Below are 18,574 nucleotides of genomic sequence, written 5' to 3' on the forward strand. Positions count from 1 at the left end.
TGAGCGCTGCGCATCGGCGCCTACGATAACGATAACGGGAGACGGGTATGCAAACTTCGCTGCGGCCACTGGTATTCTGGCCGACCTTTCTGATCCTGCTGGCAGCGGTCGTAGCCAGCTATGTCGATCTGGATGCGTTTCTGGCCACCGCCAGCGCGCTCAACGACGCCGTTCTGACCAACTTTTCATGGCTATTCAGCCTGGGCAGCCTCTACCTGCTGATCATGGCCGTCGTCGTCTATTTTTCGCCGATCGGGCGCATTCGTATCGGCGGCCGGGATGCCACGCCGTTGCTTTCCCGCCTGCGCTGGTTCTCGATCACGCTGTGTACCACGCTGGCCGTGGGCGTGCTGTTCTGGACCACGGCCGAGCCGCTCTACCACTTCATGGGTCCGCCCGAGTCCACCGGGCTCGAAGCCGGCTCCGGCGATGCCATGCTGTTCGCGATGTCGACCATGTTCCTGCACTGGTCATTCACGCCCTACGCCATCTACGCCGTCCCGGCGCTGATCTTCGCGCTGGCCTTTTATAACCTGCGCCTGCGCTTCTCGATCTCGAGCATGCTGGAGCCGATTTTCGGCCCCAGGGTGAAGCGCTTCGGCGGCCTGATCGACGCCATCTCGCTCTACGCGCTGGTGGCGGGCATGGCCTCGTCGTTGGGGACCGGCGCGCTGACCCTGGCCGGCGGCGCGGGCCAATATCTCGGCGGCGAGACCAGCCCGCTGCGGCTCGGCGTGATCATCGCCATCATCGTGGTGACCTTCGTGCTGTCCGCCGCCAGCGGCCTGCAGAAGGGAATCGCCCGGCTGTCGTCGTTGAACGCCGTTCTGCTCGCGATTCTCGGCGTATTCATGTTCATCGTCGGGCCTACCGTTTTCTGCCTGGCGCTGGGCGTCGAATCGTTCGGTGTCTATCTCGACGACTTCTTCACCAAGAGCCTGTTCACCGGCGCCGCGGGCAACGATCAGTGGCCGCAGTGGTGGTCGATCTTCTACTGGGCGGTGTGGTTCGCCTGGGCGCCGGTGGCGGCGCTGTTCCTGGGCAAGATCTCGCGGGGTTACACCGTGCGCGAGTTCCTGCGCGTCAATCTGCTCTACCCGGCGCTGTTCGCCAGCGTGTGGATCCTGATCTTCTCGGGCACCGCACTCTACTTTCAGGCTCACGCCGACACTATCGGCACCGATCTCTATGCCGTACTCAACGATCGCGGCGTCGAAAACGTGCTCTACGAGCTGTTCCGCCAGCTGCCGTTCTCGCAGGTGTGGATTCCGCTGCTGCTGTTCATCGCCTACATCTCCTACGTTACCGCGGCGGATTCGCAGACCGACGCCATCGGCAACCTCTGCACTCGTGGCCTGACCGCCGACTCCGACCTCAATGCCGGCGTCCCGATGAAGGTGATCTGGGGCGTGATCGTCGGCGTGGTCTCCTGGGTCATGGTCAGCTTCGTGGGTATCGACGGCATCAAGATGCTCTCCAACCTTGGCGGGTTGCCCGCCATGCTGATCGTGCTGCTGGCCACCGGCTCGCTGTGGGTCTGGCTCAAGCATCCCGAACGGCTGGATACCGTACCGACACGCTCAACTTCCTCCCGCGCCGCCAAGGATGACGCATGAAGATCAAACAGGACTTTCCGCACCGCGTGCGTGAAATCGAGAACCAATGGATCGTGCTGGCCGATGGCACGAGACTCGCCGCGCGGATCTGGCTACCGGAAGGAGCCGCCGGCTCACCGGAGGAAGATGCCGAGTCGAATCCGGTCCCGGCGATTCTCGAATACCTGCCCTATCGCAAGCGAGACGGCACGGCGGTGCGCGACGAGCTGACCCACCCCTATTTTGCCGGTCACGGCTATGCCTGCGTGCGCGTCGACATGCGCGGCAACGGCGAATCCGATGGCCTGATGCTCGACGAGTACGCCCCGCAGGAGCAGGCCGATGCGCTGGAAGTGATCGACTGGATCGCCAGCCAGCCCTGGTGCGACGGCAAGCTCGGCATGATGGGCATCTCCTGGGGCGGCTTCAACGGGCTGCAGGTGGCAGCGCTGCGCCCCGAACCGCTCAAGGCGATCATCACGCTGTGCTCCACCGATGACCGCTACGCCGACGACATCCACTACAAGGGCGGCAACATGCTGCTGGAGAATCTCGGCTGGGCGGCGACCATGCTGAGCTTTTCCGCCGCCGTGCCCGACCCGGCGCTGGTGGGCGAACGCTGGCGCGAGATGTGGAAGCACCGACTCGACAACATGCCGCTGCTGGCAGAAACCTGGCTGAACCATCAGCATCGCGACGACTACTGGAAGCACGGCTCGATCTGCGAGAGCTACGAAGATATCGAGGCGGCGGTCTACATGATCAGCGGCTGGGGGGATTCGTACATCAATACGATCCCGCGGATGATGGAGAATCTCTCCTGCCCGAAGAAGGCGCTGCTGGGGCCGTGGATGCACAAGTATCCGCACTTCGCGATTCCCGATCCGGCGATCGGCTTCCTGCAGGAGGCGCTGCGCTGGTGGGACTACTGGCTCAAGGACATCGACACCGGGATCATGGACGAGCCCGAGTGCACCTTCTATCTGCAGGATGGCGTACCGCCGGCCCCCAAGTATCTCGAACGCCCCGGCCAGTGGGTGCGCACCCATGGCTGGCCCGCGCCGGCCGACGAGATCGAGACGCTGACCCTCGGCCTCGGCGATCGGGGGCTGGAACCCGCCGGCCGGTTGAGCGAGGACCGCCTGATCGCCTCGCCGCTGACCGCCGGCTCGCTGCAGGGCGAGTACATTCCGCTCTGGTTCGGCGCCGACTTCCCGCCGGATCAGCGCCGCGACGATGGCCTGTCGCTGACCTTCGACTCCGCCCCCTATGCCGACGGCCTGGAGATTCTGGGGCAGCCGACCGTGTCCGTGGAGCTGGAGAGCGCCGAGTCCTGCGGCCAGTTCCATGTGCGCCTGTGCGACGTGGCGCCGAACGGCGAGAGCGCGCTGATCACCTACGGCACGCTCAACCTCAACCTGCGCGACGATCCGGGCACGATCGCCCCGCCGGTGCCGGGCGAGCCGATGACGGTGCGCGTGGCGCTGGATCTGATCGGCTATCGGCTGCCGAAAGGCCATCGCCTGCGCCTGGCGCTATCCAGTGCCAGCTTCCCGCTGGTGTGGTCGCCAAAAAAACGCGCCGACCTGACGCTCAAGGCCGGCACGCCGACGCTCGAACTGCCGCTATCGAAGGCTGAGGCCATTGCCATGCCGTTCGAGCCACCGGAGAGCGCCACGCCGTGCCGCGTCGACACCCTGCGTGCCGGTCAGCCCAAGCGAACCATCAGCGAGGACGTCGGCAGCGGCGAGGTCACGGTGACCGTCGAGGACGACATGGGCGATATCCGCTTCGCCGATCACGGCCTGCGCGTCGAGCAGAAGGCGAAAGAGGTCTACGTAAGCCATCCGGTGGACGCCACGCGAACCCGTGCCGATATCGAGTGGGTCTATCGCGCCAGCCGCGACGAAGGTGACGGGCAGTTCGCGGTGGAAGTGACCAGTCGCTATCACCTGCACTGCGACGAACAGACGTTCTATCTCAGCGCCGAGCAGGTCGCCCGCGAAGGCGAGACGCTGGTCAGCGAGAAGTCCTGGACGCGGAAGATTCCGCGGACGGCGATCTGACGGTGAAACACCCCGCGGAGGCCGGTATCGGGGCCTCCCGTGTTATGCTCCGGAGCCGTGACCCCCTGGCTCCGGATGCCTGCATGCCCTCGCACGATCCTCTCCCGCCACTCTCCTGCCTTCGCGCTTTCGAGGCGGCCGCACGCCATGGCAGCTTCACCCAGGCCGGCAGCGAACTGCACCTGACCCAGAGCGCCGTGAGTCGGCAGATCAAGCGCCTGGAGAGCGATCTCGGCAGACCGCTCTTCGAGCGCCACTACGATGGGCTGCGTCTGACCCCGGCGGGTGAGCACTACTTTCGCGTCGTTCAGCGGCTGCTGCGTGATCTGCGTGACGAAACGGCCCGTCTGCGCCGGCGCGGCGACGATCGCCAGCTGACCCTGGCGTCCAGCCCGACCATCGCCTCGATCTGGCTGGCGCGTCAGTTGCCCGACTTCCAGCGCGCCCATCCCGATATCGAAATTCGCGTCCTCACCGTCGAGGATCCGCACCGGCTGGATCTGGCGGAGTTCGACCTCGGCATCTACTACCACGTGCAAAACGAAGTGGACCCGCCCGGAGTCTACGCCGATGCCATCTTCGAGCAGGAGAGCGTCGCCGCCGTCTGCAGCCCGGTCTATCTGGAACGTCACGGACAGATCCTGGACCCGGCGGCGCTGCTCACCCGGCATACGTTGATGGTGGTCGAGGATCACTATCACGACTGGCTGACCTGGGAGCTCTGGTTCCGGGAACTCGGCCTGGCGTGGCAGCCGCCCACCCATACGTTGCGGGCCAACAGCTTCCAACTGCTGATGAACGCGACACTGGCGGGCCAAGGCATCACGCTGGGCTGGATGCGGCTGCTGGCGGCCGAGCTGGATCAGGGAACGCTGGTCCAGGCACTGCCGCAAACCTTGCCCAGCCGCGGCCACCTCTCTCTCTTCACGCCCGAACACCGGCACCTGACCGAACCGATGCGCGCCTTCCGCGAGTGGGTGCTGCGCTAGCCCGCCGCTCGGTCAACCGGTGGCGAACGACCCGGCGACGGTATTGTCGTGCGCCATCGTTGCAGGTTCGATCGTCATGTCTTCCGATGCTCCTAGCGCGGCATGACTCTGACGTCGGATAACGTTTCCAGAGGCTGCGGACGATCGATCAGATAGCCCTGAGCCAAATCGATTCCAAGCCGCGACAGCTGCGCCATGGTGGCCGGCGTCTCGACGAATTCGGCGATCGTCTTCAATCCCATGGTGTGTCCGACGGTATTGATCGCCTCGACCATGGCCCGATTGATGGGGTCCGTATCGATGTCCTTGATGAAGGCGCCATCGATCTTCAGGTACTCCACCGGCAGTTGCCTAAGGTAGGCAAACGACGATAGGCCTGCCCCGAAATCGTCCAGTGCGAAACGGCAGCCCCGCTGTCGCAGGCGACGTATCAGGAGCGTTGCCGTGGAAAGCTGAGCGATCGCCGTGCTTTCGGTGATCTCGAAGCAGATCGTTCCGGGCGGCAGCGAAGCCTGCTCGACCCAGAGCAGCAGCTCTTCGCAGAACCGCTCGTCGGAGAGCGATGCCCCGGACAGATTCACCGACCAGGTATCGATGGCGCCGCTCCCTTTGCAGCGATAGCGATCCGACAGCCATGCCAGGGTATTGCGCACCACCCAGCGGTCGATACGCCCGATCAGATTGTACCGTTCGGCAGAGGGCATGAAGCTCCCCGGCGCGTACAGTCGGCCGTTCTCCTCCAGCCGAACCAGGATTTCATGGTGATGAATGGAGGTAGGGTCGGCCACCGAAGCGATCGACTGCGCATAAAGCCGCAAGCGATCCTGATCCAACGCCGCCTGCAGCCGAGGCACCCATTGCAGTTCACCATGACGATCGAGCAATTGGCGATCATCGGGTTGATAGACATGAACCCGATTACGCCCGGCTTCCTTGGCCGCATAGCATGCGGCATCGGCGGCACCGAGGGCATCGCCCAGCGTCACCGAGCCCCCACAATCCAGCTCGACCAGGCCTACACTGACACCCAGCGAAAAGGTCCTGCCCTTCCAACTGAAGCGAAAATCGTCGATCGCCTCGCGAATGCTCTCGGCGATGCGCTTTGCATCCGCCAGCTTGCAGTTGCAGAAGACGATGCCGAACTCGTCTCCGCCCAGGCGAGCCAGCAGATCGATATTGCGTACCTGCTCGCGCAGCATCGTCGACAGTTGTCGCAACAACTCGTCGCCTGCCATGTGCCCGCAGGTATCGTTGACGATCTTGAACTGATCGAGATCCAGGTAACAAAGCACGTGGATACCACTGGGCTGCAGCAGCATCATCTGCAGGCGATGCTCGAACTCGCGACGGTTGACCAGCCCGGTCAGCGCATCGTGGCTGGCCTGATAATTGAGTTTCCGCGTCAGTTCTCGGGTCTGTGTCTTGTCCTGGAAGATGACGACTGCTCCGACCGTGTAACCGCTGCGGCTACGGATCGGTGCCGCGGAATCCTGAACGGCCCGCTGACTACCATCTCGTGCGACCAACAGACGAGTGTCGAGACAGACGACCGGTTTGCCGCTGGCGAGTACCTGACGAGCCGTATTGTCCGCCTGGCGATTGGAGGCTTCGTCGATCAGGCTGTAGATCTGGCCAACCGGCAGCCCTTTTGCAGCCTCGAGTGTCCAACCGGTCAGGCGTTCCGCCTCGGCATTGAGGAAGGTGACCAGACCACTTTCATCGGTCGTGATGACTCCATCGCCGATGGAGGCCAATGTCACCTGCGCCAGCTCGCGCTCACGGTTTAACTGCTCCTCGACGCGCTTGCGATCGGTGATGTCTCGCACCATGCCGGCAAATTCGGCTTCCGACCCGGACGCCCCCTCGCTGACCTGGAGCTCGAGAGCGCGTATTCCTGCAGCGGTGCGGATACGCAGTTCTCGACGCTGCCCCGGCGCCGGTATCCGCGTGCGAATCAAGGCATCGACCGGCATCCCGACGACATCTCTGGCGGTGACACCGAACAGCGCCTCCGCGCCGGGATTGAGCGCAGTGAGCACGCCATCGCTCCGCCAGGTCAGCACGCCATCGCGCAGGTTGCGCATGATCACCTGCGTACGCGTCACCGCACGGTCGAGTGCCGCCGACACACGGTTGTAACTGGCAGCGATCTGGCCAACTTCGGTAAAAGGATCAGCCGCGACACAGCCACCGATCTCGCCACGTTCCTCGTGCTGGCGCATGCTATCGAGCAGTTCGAACAGCTCCGTGCGGGCACCGTGCTCGGCCATGTTCAGCCCCATCTCCTCGGCCTCGGGAGTGACCCGCAACGGTATCAGCCGGCCCAGCCCGCCAAGTAGTAGCCAGCTCAGGCCGAACGCCCATACCCCGCAGACAATCACGCCCAGAAGCTGGATACCCGACTGCGCCAGCCAGCCAAGCCCGGTATCGAGACGAGCCGGATCACCCAACAGCCCAACCGCTAGCGTCCCCCAGACTCCCGGGATCAGATGTGCCGGTATCGCGCCGATGGCATCGTCGATGCGGTACTTCAGCAGCCATTCGCTGGCCAGTACCGACAATATGCCGCCGACGGCACCGGTCACGATTGCGGCAGATACCGTAAGCTCGTGCGCACCGGCGGTAATTGCCACCAGTCCGGCGATGGCACCATTGAGCGCATAGAGTACCTCGGCGAATCCGCGTAGTTTCCAACCCAGCAGCAGCGCGAACATGACCCCGGCGACCGCGGCACTCACGGTATTGATCAGTACCCCCGGAACCGTGGTATCGAATGCCAACGTACTGCCGCCGTTGAATCCGAACCAGCCGACGAAGAGCACCAGTACGCCGAGCATCGCCATAGGAAGATTGCCTGCCGGCATCAATTTGGTAGCCTGTCCGGCGACGAATCGCCCGTGGCGGGGGCCGATGCGCAACACCGCCGCCAGCGCAACCCAGCCGCCGGTACTGTGTACTACGGTGGAACCCGCGAAATCGACGAAGCCCAGCGAGGCGAGCCAGCCGGGTTCACCGGTGTAGGCACCGCCCCAGGCCCAATGGCCGAAGACAGGGTAAATGAGCCCGCTGACGATCAACGTGATGAGCAGGTAAGCCTGAAATGGCATGCGTTCGGCCACCGCACCGGAGACGATGGTCGCCGCCGTCGCGCAGAACATGACCTGGAAGAGGAAGAAGATGGCCAGCCAGTAGGCCTCGTCAGCGCCGAATTCTGGGAAGAAGAAGGTAGCGCCGACCCAGCCGTCATGGCTGCTGCCGAACATGATTCCAAAGCCGACGCACCAGAAGATCAACATCGCCACGGCAAAGTCGCAGACGTTCTTCATCGCGACGTTGATAGCGTTCTTGCTACGAGTCACCCCAGCTTCCAGACACAGAAAGCCGGCCTGCATCATGAACACCAATATGGCGCCGAGAATCACCCACAGAGCATCGATTGCCGTCACCGACTCGCCCATTACATCGCTCCTGATCAATGTCTTGTTGTTGTTTTCCGGCGTGCTTGATGCTTGTTATTTAAAATCCTTATCGGCCATTATCCGCCGGATTGTATGGCCCACCCGTTACTGCGGGTCCGGCGCGCCCGGTGCCGTCACCGATTCTCGCGGCCCGGTGCTGCCGGCAGTCACCGGTGCTTGCTCCATCACCACGCTCATTCGCGGCATGGCCAGGTCGATGCCCTGCTCGTCGAAGCGCTGCTTGAGACGCAGGTTGAAGGCACGCGCCACGTCCCACTGCATGATCGGCGCCGTACGCATGCGCACCCGCAGAATGGCCGCGCCGGCATCGAAGCTCTCGATCCCCTGGACCTCCAGCGCGGACCAGATGTAGTGGCGCATCATCGGGTCGTTGCGCAGGTCCTCGGCGATCCCGCGCACGATCTCGATCGCCTCGTCGATCTTCATGTGATGAGCGATACGGATGCGCATCAACGCGATACCGAATTCCCGGGAGTAGTTCTGAATCCCCTGGATCTGGCTGAACGGAATGATATGCACGATACCGTCCAGGTCACGCAATTTGACGGTTCGGATACTCAACGCCTCGACCGTTCCCATGTGCGATCCCAGATTGACGAAGTCATCGATCGCCAAGGAGTCCTCGATCAGGATGAACAGCCCGGTAATGAGGTCCTGAACCAGCGTCTGGGCGCCGAAGCCGACTGCCAGGCCGATGACACCGGCACCCGCCAGCAGCGGCGTCACGTTCACGCCCAGGTTCGCCAGTGCGATGATAAAAGCGATCACCGCGATGGTCACGAAGACAGTGTTGCGCAACAGCGGCGTGATGGTCTGGGCGCGGGCACTGGCGTTGACCCGACGGCCATGGCGGCGACTGCTGCGCAGCAGCGCGTGCTTGATCGCGGTATCGGCCAGAATCCATACCAGCCACGCCACCAGGAACGTCATACCCAGACCGAACACGCCCTTGGCGATCTGCTGACTGATGCCTGCCGAGCCGCCTACCGCCCAGAGCGACGAGCCCCAGACCCGCATCGCCAGTTCGGCGAAGATCACCCAGCTCACCAGATGGGCCAGCGTGAAACCGAAGCGCACCAGCCGTGACGCATACTCCGACGAGGATTTCTCCCGGGCGCTCTCGCCGCGCCGGTGAATCAGTCCGGTAACGACCAGCGTCGCGATCATGAGGCCCGCGGTCACGACCGCCCGGAAGAACGCGCTGCGCGAATCCTCTGCGGACAGGATCATCGCGATCAGCGAGACGCCCACCATGATCAGGATCGGGATGTGCCAGATCCGGCTGAACACGCGGATCAACTCCGTCGTCGCACGACGCTCCTGGCGCTGCGAATAGGGCCGGTTGCGAATCAGGTGTCGGATGGGGCGCCGAAAGGCCATGACGAAGACACCCAGCAGCACTGCCGCACTGACGTTGGCAACCAGTGAGACGAGCGCCGTCAGCCCTTCGCCCAGTGGCGCGACCAGCGCCTCTGCATGCGCGGCATCGCCCAGCGCGACCAGCGCGCCGAGCGTGAACAACCAGCGGGCGCCACGCTGGCGCAATATGCGCAGCGCCGTGTGTCGGTGCCCGCTGCCGAACAGCGAGAAGACGATTTCACAGATCGACGAGAAGACCGCCCCGCAAAGGGTGGCGTAGGCCGCGACCATGGCCAGAGCGATGCCCACCGATGCGGATTCGACCTGGTGGACGGTCGTCAGCGCGACGGCGAAGCCGATGGCCAATGGCACCACGCGCCGGACGATGTGGCGGATCAGCATCCAGGTCGTCGGATCCTCGGGCAGGTGCCACGGCAACCCCAACTGACGCACCGCCCAGCGCCAGAGCATGGCGACCACCAGCGTCACGCCGACCCATAGTCCCGTCACCCAAAGCAGGTCCAGCACGATGCCCTGCAACCGCTGAGAATCGCCGATCAGCCCCGACACATCCTCGCCCGCCTGGCTGACCCGCGCCGACCAGTACCGGATCGGATTGTCGAGCCCGTCCGTCTCCAGCGACGAAAACGATTGCGCTAGTGCGCTCAGCAACCCGGCCGAACCGCTCTCCTGCTCGGCATCCGCCGCAGTGACGTCACGCAACTGCTTGAGATGGTCGAGCAAGGCCTGACGCTGGTCGCTGTTTTCGAGCGTGGCGATGACCTGATCGAGGGAGGTGCGCAACTCTTGCGGAGAAGGCGCCGATGCCGCACTCGACTCACTGCTCTGACCGCCGCCCACCAGCGACGTCAAAGATTGCGCCGACGCCGGTAGACTGATCATCAGCGTCAGGGCCAGCACCCAGATCCATCCCAACTGTCTCAATCCACTCACGGTGACTCCTGTCTGCATCCCTATCGAGCCTTCGATAGCTTGTCGCCGGACATCATGCTATCCAAGGGGGGCCACGACAACGCCAAACCGGCCTTGGTCCTGACGTCGAAGCTGCTCTATCTTCAACAGACGCGCCTCACGGTGCCCCCTCGAACACGCGAAAAATCGCGCCTTCGATCGAGCTTCATGGACAAGGAGAGCAACATGCGCCTTTCAGGCAAGGTGGCCCTGGTCACCGGCAGCACCCAGGGCATCGGTCGTGCCGTCGCCGAGCGTCTCGCCCAGGCTGGCGCCGATGTCGTCGTCAGCGGCAGCCGCCCTTCCGAGCGCGCCGAGGAAACCGCAGCGCGCGTTCGCGCCCATGGCCGAAGAGCCGCGATCGTCACCGGCGACATTGGCGATGTCGAGACCAACCGGCGCCTGATCGAGGAGAGCGTGGAGGCCATGGGCCGGCTGGACATCCTGGTCAACAACGCCGGCCTCGAGATCGATTCGCCATTCCTCGAGGTCAGCGAGGTCGATTACGATCAGGTCATGCAGACCAATCTGAAAGGCGTCTTCTTCACGACCCAGGCCTTCGTTCGCCATCTGCGTGACGAGGGTCGCGGCGGCCGCGTGATCAACATGAGTTCGGTGCACGAGGATCTGCCGTTTCCGGGCTTCACCAGCTACTGCATGAGCAAGGGTGGCATGCGCATGCTGACCCGCAACCTGGCCGTCGAGCTGGCGCCGCTCGGGATCACGGTCAACAGCGTGGCGCCCGGCGCGATCAAGACGCCGATCAACTCGGAGCTCGACGAGAATCCGGAGAAGCTGCGCCACCTGCTCGGCAACATTCCGCTCAACCGGCTGGGTCGGCCCGAAGACGTGGCCGGCGTGGTCGAGTTCCTCGCCTCCGAGGATGCCGCCTACATGACCGGCGCCTCTCTGCCAGTGGACGGCGGTCTGCTATGGCAGTATGAGGAATAATCCTTCTTTTCAGCTTCACCGACACTCTAGCGCCACGCAGGGAAACGGCATGCTTGACAGTTTTCAGACGGCGCCCAAAAGCGCTGACGCGATAGATGAAGCGGCGGTCACGCCTCACGACCGTTACGGTGAGTTGTTCGAGGCAGTCGCTCTGGCCCATATCTTTCATGATTCCAAAACCTTCGCCGACTGTATTCCACGGCAACCGCCCGCACAGATCATGGAAGCCTACGAGCAGCAGCGAAACCAGCCAGGATTCGATCTGGGCGCTTTCGTGGCCGATCACTTCTACAGCGACATGCTCCCCGGCAAGGGCTACGAGTCCCGTCCCGAGCATGACCTGATCACGCATATCGATAGTCTGTGGCCGATACTCACTCGTAATTCCCGTCAGCATCCTCGCTGGTCGTCGCTGCTCGAACTGTGCCATGACTATGTCGTCCCCGGTGGGCGCTTCCGCGAGTACTACTACTGGGACTCCTACTTCACCATGCTGGGCCTGGCTGCCAGCGGGGAAAGCCATCTGATGTGCTCGGTCACCGATAACTGTGCCGACCTGATCATGCGCTTCGGGCACATGCCCAATGGCAACCGCAGCTACTATCTGAGCCGCTCCCAGCCGCCGCTGTTCTCGATGATGGTGGAGCTGACCGAACGTCAGGGCTTGCGGAACGCCATCGACTACCTGCCCCAGCTGGAGCGGGAGTACGCCTACTGGATGAGTGGCGAAGAGAAGCTCGCCCCCGGAGAGAGCCATCGACGCTGTGTGCGTCTCGACGAAGAGGCTTGGCTGAACCGCCACTGGGACGACCGCGCCACGCCTCGCGAGGAGTCGTTTCGCGAGGATGTAGAAATGTCCCATCACTGCCATCGCCCCGCCGAGGCGCTGTTTCGGGATCTTCGCGCCGGCGCGGAGAGCGGCTGGGATTTCAGCGGACGCTGGCTGGATGACGTGCAGAATCTCGGCTCGATCCGCACGACTCACTTCGTTACGCCGGAGCTCAATGCCCTGCTGTTTCACCTCGAGCAGACACTGAGCCGTCTCCATGCCATCGTTGGCGACCATCGCAAGGCGGGAAACTTTCGACGTCGAGCCCTTCGTCGGCGGGCCGCCATGGATGAGTATCTATGGAGCGATTCGCGAGGCGCCTATTATGACTACGATTTCACGCGCGGCCGCAGTAGCGTTCACCTGACGGCCGCCTGCGTCGTCCCGCTGTTCGTCGGGGCAGCCTCCGAAGCCCAGGCAGAGCGGGTTGCCAATATCGTCGCCAACCGCCTCATGGCGCCGGGCGGACTCGCCACCACGGAGATCACCGATAGTCACCAGCAGTGGGACCATCCCAACGGCTGGGCACCGCTACAGTGGATGGCGACCGAGGGGCTGCGGCGCTACGGGTTCACCGAACTCGCCGACGACATCGCCGACCGCTGGCTGGCCCTGGTCGAGGATCTCTATCGCCGCGAACACAAGCTGGTCGAAAAGTACGTGCTCTACCCGGGCGCGGATTTCGCTACCGGCGGCGAATATCCGCTGCAGGACGGCTTTGCCTGGACCAACGGCGTAACCCGGGCGTTACTCGCCCGACGCGCCGGGCACGAGTAACACCACCCCCAGCGGCGGTAGCGTCAGCGAAATACTGGCCGTCTGCCCGTGCAGCGGCGCATCGAGGGCCTGGATCTGCCCCATGTTGCCCAGGTTGGATCCGCCATAGCACTGCGCGTCGCTATTGAATATCTCCTCCCAGGCGCCCATGACCGGCACGCCGAGCCGATAATCGTGGCGCGGCACCGGGGTCATGTTGGCCACCACCAGCAGCGGCTCGCCGATCAGGTTCCAGCGCAGCCAGGCGAATACGCTGTTGGTGCTATCGTCGCCCACCACCCAGGCGAAGCCCTCCGGCTCGGTGTCGCGCTGATGCAGTGGCGTCTTCTCCTGATAGAGCCGGTTGAGATCGCCGATCAGGCGCTGGATGCCGGCATGGTGAGACTCGCCGAGCAGCGACCAGTCGAGCTCGCGGTCGTGATGCCATTCGCGCCACTGACCGAACTCGCAGCCCATGAACAAGAGCTTCTTGCCGGGCTGGGTCCACATGATCGACAGGTAGGCGCGCAAGTTGGCGAACCGCTGCCATTCGTCGCCCGGCATCTTGTTGATCAGCGACCCCTTGCCGTGCACCACCTCGTCATGCGAGATCGGCAGCACGTACTTTTCGGAGAACGCGTAGACCATCGGAAAGGTCAGTTCGTGATGGGCATACGAGCGATAGACCGGATCCTTGGCAATGTACTCCAAGGTGTCGTGCATCCAGCCCATGTTCCATTTGTAGGCAAAGCCCAGGCCGCCATCACGGGTCGGCTGGGTCACGCCCGGCCAGGCGGTGGATTCCTCGGCGATCACCACCGCGCCAGGCACCTCCTCCGCGACCACGTCGTTCAAATGGCGCAGGAATTCGATCGCCTCGAGATTCTCCTGGCCGCCGTATTGATTGGGAATCCACTCGCCCTCGTTGCGCGAGTAGTTGCGATACAGCATCGAGGCCACGGCATCGACGCGAAGCGCATCGATGTGGAAATGGCGCAGCCAGTACAGCGCCGAGGCCAGCAGGAAACCGTGCACCTCGCGCCGCCCCAGGTTGTAGATGTAGGTGTTCCAGTCCTGGTGGAAGCCCTCGAAAGGATGCTCGTACTCGTAGAGTGCCGTGCCATCGAAGCGCGCCAGGCCATGCGCATCGGTAGGAAAGTGCGCCGGCACCCAATCCAGGATCACCCCCAACCCGGCCTGATGACAGGCATCCACGAAGTAGGCGAAGTCCTCCGACTTGCCGAAACGCCCGCTGGGGGCGAACTGGCTCAGAGGCTGGTATCCCCAGGAGCCGCCAAAGGGATGCTCCATGATCGGCAGCAGTTCGACATGGGTGAAGCCCATCTCTAGCACGTAGGGGATCAGGTGTTCGGCCAGGTCGCGCCAGCTATAGGAGACGCCGTCATGCCCGCCATGCTTGCGCCACGAAGCGGCATGCACCTCGTAGGCGGAGATCGGCCGGTCGGGTGCTTGGTGCTCGCCGCGCCGGGCGATCCACTCGTCGTCGTGCCAGGTGAATGGCGTGGTGTCGGCAACCACCGATGAGGTGTGCGGCGGCGTCTCGGTGGCCAGTGCCACCGGGTCGGCCTTGAGCGCGATGGCGCCGTGGGCATCGAGAATCTCGTACTTGTAGGATTCGCCCGGCCCCAGGCGGGAAATGAACAGCTCCCAGACCCCAGCGGGATGACGCAGGCGCATCACATGCCGACGACCGTCCCAGCCGTTGAAGTTGCCCACCACCGAGACACGTCGGGCATTGGGCGCCCAGACGGCGAAGCGCACCCCGGACACGCCATCGACTGCCATCGGCTGGGCGCCCAGGCAGTGTCCCAGGTTACGGTGGTTGCCCTCGCCGATCAGGTACAGGTCCGTCTCGCCAAGCAACAGACCGAACGAATAGGGATCCTCGGTTTCCCGCTCGCCGCCAGGCCAGCGGATACGCAGTTTATACGGCGCGACATGGGGCAACCGACCGGCGAAAAGCCCGGGCACCTGAATACCGGTCAGGCTGCAGCGCCGCTGGCCGGTGTCGCGGTCGAGCACGTCGACCCCCAGCGCACCAGGCAGGTAGACACGCAGCAGGCAGGATTCTGCATCCTCCGCGCCGCACGCATGCACGCCAAGCACGGAAAACGGGTCGCCGTGCGTGCCGCGAACCAGCGCTTCGGCGTCATCGGGGGACAACCAGAGGACATCGTCCTTGACGGTAGTGACGTTCAGATCGGTCATTGTGCCCCTCTCATGGACAGTTGGTCGACGATGGCTGCCAGGCCGCGCAGCGGCACGCCCAGCCAGGCGGGGCGATTGGCAGCTTCGTAGGCGATCTCGTAGACCGTCTTTTCCAGCACGAACAGTTCCAGTGCGGCGTCAGCGCCTTCCGGGGAGGTCCAGCGGTGGGCGATATCGGCCGTACTCTGCCAATAGGCGTCGAGGAAGGCACGCCGACTGGCAACCAGGTAGCGCTCGGCGACATCATGGGTCACGTCGCTCACGGTGTCGTCGCTCGACTTGCCGACAGCGGCTTCGTCCATCCTGGCGCCGGCATAGTCGAAGGAGCGCAACATGCCGGCGACATCCCGCAGCGGGCAATCCTTGGCGCGCCGTTCTGCCAACGGGCGAGCGGGTTCACCCTCGAAATCGATGATGTAGGCATCGTCATGCGCGACCAGCACTTGGCCCAGATGCAGATCGCCATGGATTCGAGTGAGCAGACTGCCCTTTGCGCGTTGCGCCAGCGGCTCGACGGCGGATAGCAAGGCGTCCCGCTCGGCCAGTACCCGGTCGGCCAGCGTCTGGTCGGATTCATCGGCATCGCCCTTGTGACGTTCCAGCAGGTCGAGCGCCTTCTCCACCTGCTCGCGGACACGCTGCGACCAGGCGGTCACATGCGTTTCGTCGGCCAGTTCCGGTGCGAAGTCAGGATTGTCGCTCGGCAGGGCCAGTATCCGGTGCAGCTCACCCAGACGCTGCCCCAGAGTCGTGGCGAATTCCTCGAGTTCGTCGAAGGCACTGTAGCCGCCCTCTTCGGCACTAACCTCGCTCTCCTCGCCCACCTCTCGAATCGCCCGCTCCAGGGCATTGCGCGTCCACGACCAGGCATCGCCCTGGTTGGCGATGAAGCCCTGCACCAGCATCAGGGTCTGCGACTCACCGTCGGTATTGCGTCGCGCCACCTCGCCATACAGCGGCGGCACGTTCTCGAAACCCTGTTCGCTCAAGTAGTGTCCGAACTCGGCCTCGGGATGCAGGCCCGGTTCCAGGCGCCGGAACAGTTTGAGCACCACCTGGTGGCCAATGATCACCGAGCTGTTGGACTGCTCGGCGTTGCTGTAGGCGACGTCGACGTCTTCGGGCAGTTCCAGCTCGTTCAGCGCCGGGGTCGGCACAAAGCGGATCTCGCCGTCGGCGCAAGGCAGGTTCGCCCCGCTACGCAGCAGATCGAGGATGCGCAGGGCGAAGTCGTCCAGCCCCAGCGCGTCGGTCAGCAGGCCGACATCGCGCCCGCGACGCACCCTTGTCAGAGCCAGCTGCTGGGCCATCGCGCCACCTCGGTCGTCTTCACCGAGGAAGCCCAGTGGCAGCAGATAGCGATCGCTACCCTGCGAGTGCTGAACCTCGATCTCGCTGAGCAGCATGGAGTGCCGAGCATCCTCGATGCGCACCGCATAAAGGATGTGTACCCGGTCGATCCGCGACTGCTTGGCGGCAAACCAGCGCCGCTTGGGCAGATACTTGGGCAGCGCTTCGTGCTCGAGCATGCCGCGCGACGGGGCGTCGAGGATCTCTTCCAGATGACGCTTGACGATCAGCGTGACGTAATCCGGCATCGGCTCGGGTGCCGGCACGTGCCAGGCGGGCATCGCCGTCTCGGGCGCCAGCAGGAACCAGTAGAAGCCGTAGGGCGGCAATGTCAGCAGATACGACAGCTTGCCGATCGGCGGGAAGGGGCTGCCACCGACCATCTCCACCGGCACCTGGCCAGCAAACGACGACAGGTCGAGCTCCACCGCCTGAGCATTGCGTGCCACGTTGGCGACGCACAACAACACTTCGCTCTCGCCATTGTCGAGCACCAGCTCGCGCAGGTAGGCGAGAATATGCCGGTTGGCCGGATAGAGCGGCTGCATGGTGCCGCGGCTGAACACCCGATGCTGACTGCGCACCGCCAGCAGGCGTCGCATGCTGTTGAGCAGCGAGTGCGGGTCACGCGCCTGGGCTTCGACGTTGACCGACTGGAAGCCGTACAACGGATCCATGACCGCCGGTAACACCAGCCTGGCCGGATCGGCTCGCGAGAAACCGCCGTTGCGATCCATCGACCACTGCATCGGCGTGCGCACGCCATCGCGATCGCCCAGATAGATGTTGTCGCCCATGCCGATCTCGTCGCCGTAATAGAGTACCGGCGTGCCCGGCATCGACAGCAGCAGGCTGTTGAGCAGTTCGACCCGTCGGCGATCGCGCTCGAGCAGCGGCGCCAGGCGTCGGCGTATCCCCAGGTTGATGCGCGCGCGGCGATCGGCGGCGTAGTGATTCCAGAGGTAGTCCCGCTCCTTGTCGGTGACCATCTCGAGGGTCAGCTCGTCATGGTTGCGCAGGAAGATCGCCCACTGACAATTGGGGGGGATCTCCGGCGTCTGGCGCAGGATGTCGGTGATCGGGAAACGATCTTCCTGGGCTAATGCCATGTACATACGCGGCATCAGCGGGAAATGGAACGCCATGTGACATTCGTCGCCCTCGCCGCTCTCGTTGCCGCCGAAGTAGGGCCGCGTATCCTCGGGCCACTGGTTGGCCTCTGCCAGCAGCATGCGGTCGGGGTAGCGCTCGTCGATCACCGCCCGGATCTTCTTGAGTACGACATGCGTCTCGGGAAGGTTCTCGTTGTTGGTGCCTTCGCGCTCGACCAGATAGGGAATGGCGTCCAGGCGCAGGCCGTCGACTCCCATGTCCAGCCAGTACGCCATTACCTTGAGCACTTCATCGAGCACCTGCGGATTGTCGAAATTGAGATCCGGCTGGTGGGAATAGAAACGGTGCCAGAAGTAGGCACCCGCCACCGGGTCCCAGGTCCAGTTGGACGATTCGGTATCGAGAAAGATGATCCGCGTGCCGGGATATTTCTGATCGCTGTCCGACCATACGTAGAAATCACGCTCGGGCGAATCGGGAGGCGCGCGACGGGCGCGCTGGAACCACTCGTGCTGATCCGAGGTGTGGTTGATGACCAGTTCGGTAATTACCCGCAGGCCACGCTGATGAGCCTGTTCGATGAAGCGCTGGGCATCCTCGAGGGTGCCGTAGTCGGGACTGACGCCGGTGTACTCGGCAATGTCATAGCCGTCATCGCGGCGCGGCGATGGGTAGAACGGCAGGATCCAGATAGCGTTCACGCCCAGGCTGACGATGTAGTCCAGCTTGTCGATCAGCCCCTGGAAGTCGCCGATTCCGTCATCGTTGGCATCGAAGAACGACTTGACGTGTACCTGGTAGATGACGGCGTCCTTGTACCATAGCGGATCCTCGAGAAAATCGATGGTCTCGACGGCGTGCGACTCGCTGCTGGCATCCATCATGG

At 63.7% G+C, this 18,574-nt stretch carries 9 protein-coding genes; 5 read left to right on the forward strand and 4 right to left on the reverse strand.

From position 1 onward, the window contains the following. Nucleotides 1-47: 47 nt before the first annotated feature. The 3 genes from R3F72_RS01240 (at nt 48) to R3F72_RS01250 (ending at nt 4,650) form a co-directional block, all read left to right on the forward strand. The gene (locus R3F72_RS01240; protein ID WP_087717736.1) at nt 48-1,616 is read left to right on the forward strand and encodes a BCCT family transporter; all 1,569 of its coding nucleotides are present in this window, start codon (nt 48-50) and stop codon (nt 1,614-1,616) included. Then, nucleotides 1,613-3,661: a CocE/NonD family hydrolase gene (locus R3F72_RS01245; RefSeq protein ID WP_332778729.1), complete on the forward strand. Its 2,049-nt coding sequence runs from the start codon at nt 1,613-1,615 to the stop codon at nt 3,659-3,661. The genes R3F72_RS01240 and R3F72_RS01245 overlap by 4 nt, the downstream gene beginning before the upstream one ends. Before the next feature lie 83 nt (nt 3,662-3,744). Next, nucleotides 3,745-4,650 (forward strand): LysR substrate-binding domain-containing protein, encoded by a 906-nt coding sequence (locus tag R3F72_RS01250; protein WP_087717734.1) that lies wholly within the window; start codon nt 3,745-3,747, stop codon nt 4,648-4,650. 92 nt (nt 4,651-4,742) lie between these two features. On the opposite strand, the gene amt is transcribed toward R3F72_RS01250, so the two are convergent. Together amt and R3F72_RS01260 are read right to left on the reverse strand one after the other, a co-directional pair. Then, nucleotides 4,743-8,108 carry an ammonium transporter gene (gene amt / locus R3F72_RS01255; protein ID WP_332778730.1) on the reverse strand — a complete coding sequence of 1,122 codons (3,366 nt, stop codon included), beginning with the start codon at nt 8,106-8,108 and terminating at the stop codon, nt 4,743-4,745. Nucleotides 8,109-8,213: 105 nt separating this feature from the next. Then, the gene (locus R3F72_RS01260; protein ID WP_332778731.1) at nt 8,214-10,442 is read right to left on the reverse strand and encodes a mechanosensitive ion channel family protein; all 2,229 of its coding nucleotides are present in this window, start codon (nt 10,440-10,442) and stop codon (nt 8,214-8,216) included. A 204-nt stretch (nt 10,443-10,646) separates the two neighbouring features. On the opposite strand from R3F72_RS01260, the gene R3F72_RS01265 reads away from it, so the two are divergent. Both R3F72_RS01265 and treF read left to right on the forward strand, forming a co-directional pair. Then, on the forward strand, nt 10,647-11,411 hold the full coding sequence (locus R3F72_RS01265; protein WP_332778732.1) for an SDR family NAD(P)-dependent oxidoreductase: 765 nt from the start codon (nt 10,647-10,649) through the stop codon (nt 11,409-11,411). 49 nt (nt 11,412-11,460) lie between these two features. Continuing rightward, nucleotides 11,461-13,017, forward strand: coding sequence for an alpha,alpha-trehalase TreF (treF, locus tag R3F72_RS01270; RefSeq protein WP_332778733.1), 1,557 nt, complete (start codon nt 11,461-11,463; stop codon nt 13,015-13,017). Here treF and glgB read toward each other — a convergent pair. Together glgB and treS are read right to left on the reverse strand one after the other, a co-directional pair. After that, nucleotides 12,988-15,225 carry a 1,4-alpha-glucan branching protein GlgB gene (gene glgB / locus R3F72_RS01275; protein WP_332778734.1) on the reverse strand — a complete coding sequence of 746 codons (2,238 nt, stop codon included), beginning with the start codon at nt 15,223-15,225 and terminating at the stop codon, nt 12,988-12,990. The two genes, treF and glgB, sit on opposite strands and share 30 nt — an antisense overlap. Then, the gene (gene treS / locus R3F72_RS01280) at nt 15,222-18,572 is read right to left on the reverse strand and encodes a maltose alpha-D-glucosyltransferase (RefSeq protein ID WP_332778735.1); all 3,351 of its coding nucleotides are present in this window, start codon (nt 18,570-18,572) and stop codon (nt 15,222-15,224) included. The genes glgB and treS overlap by 4 nt, the downstream gene beginning before the upstream one ends. Nucleotides 18,573-18,574 lie beyond the last annotated feature (2 nt).

The organism is Salinicola sp. 4072, assembly GCF_036663415.1.
GTDB classification, from domain to species: Bacteria; Pseudomonadota; Gammaproteobacteria; order Pseudomonadales; family Halomonadaceae; genus Salinicola; species Salinicola salarius_A.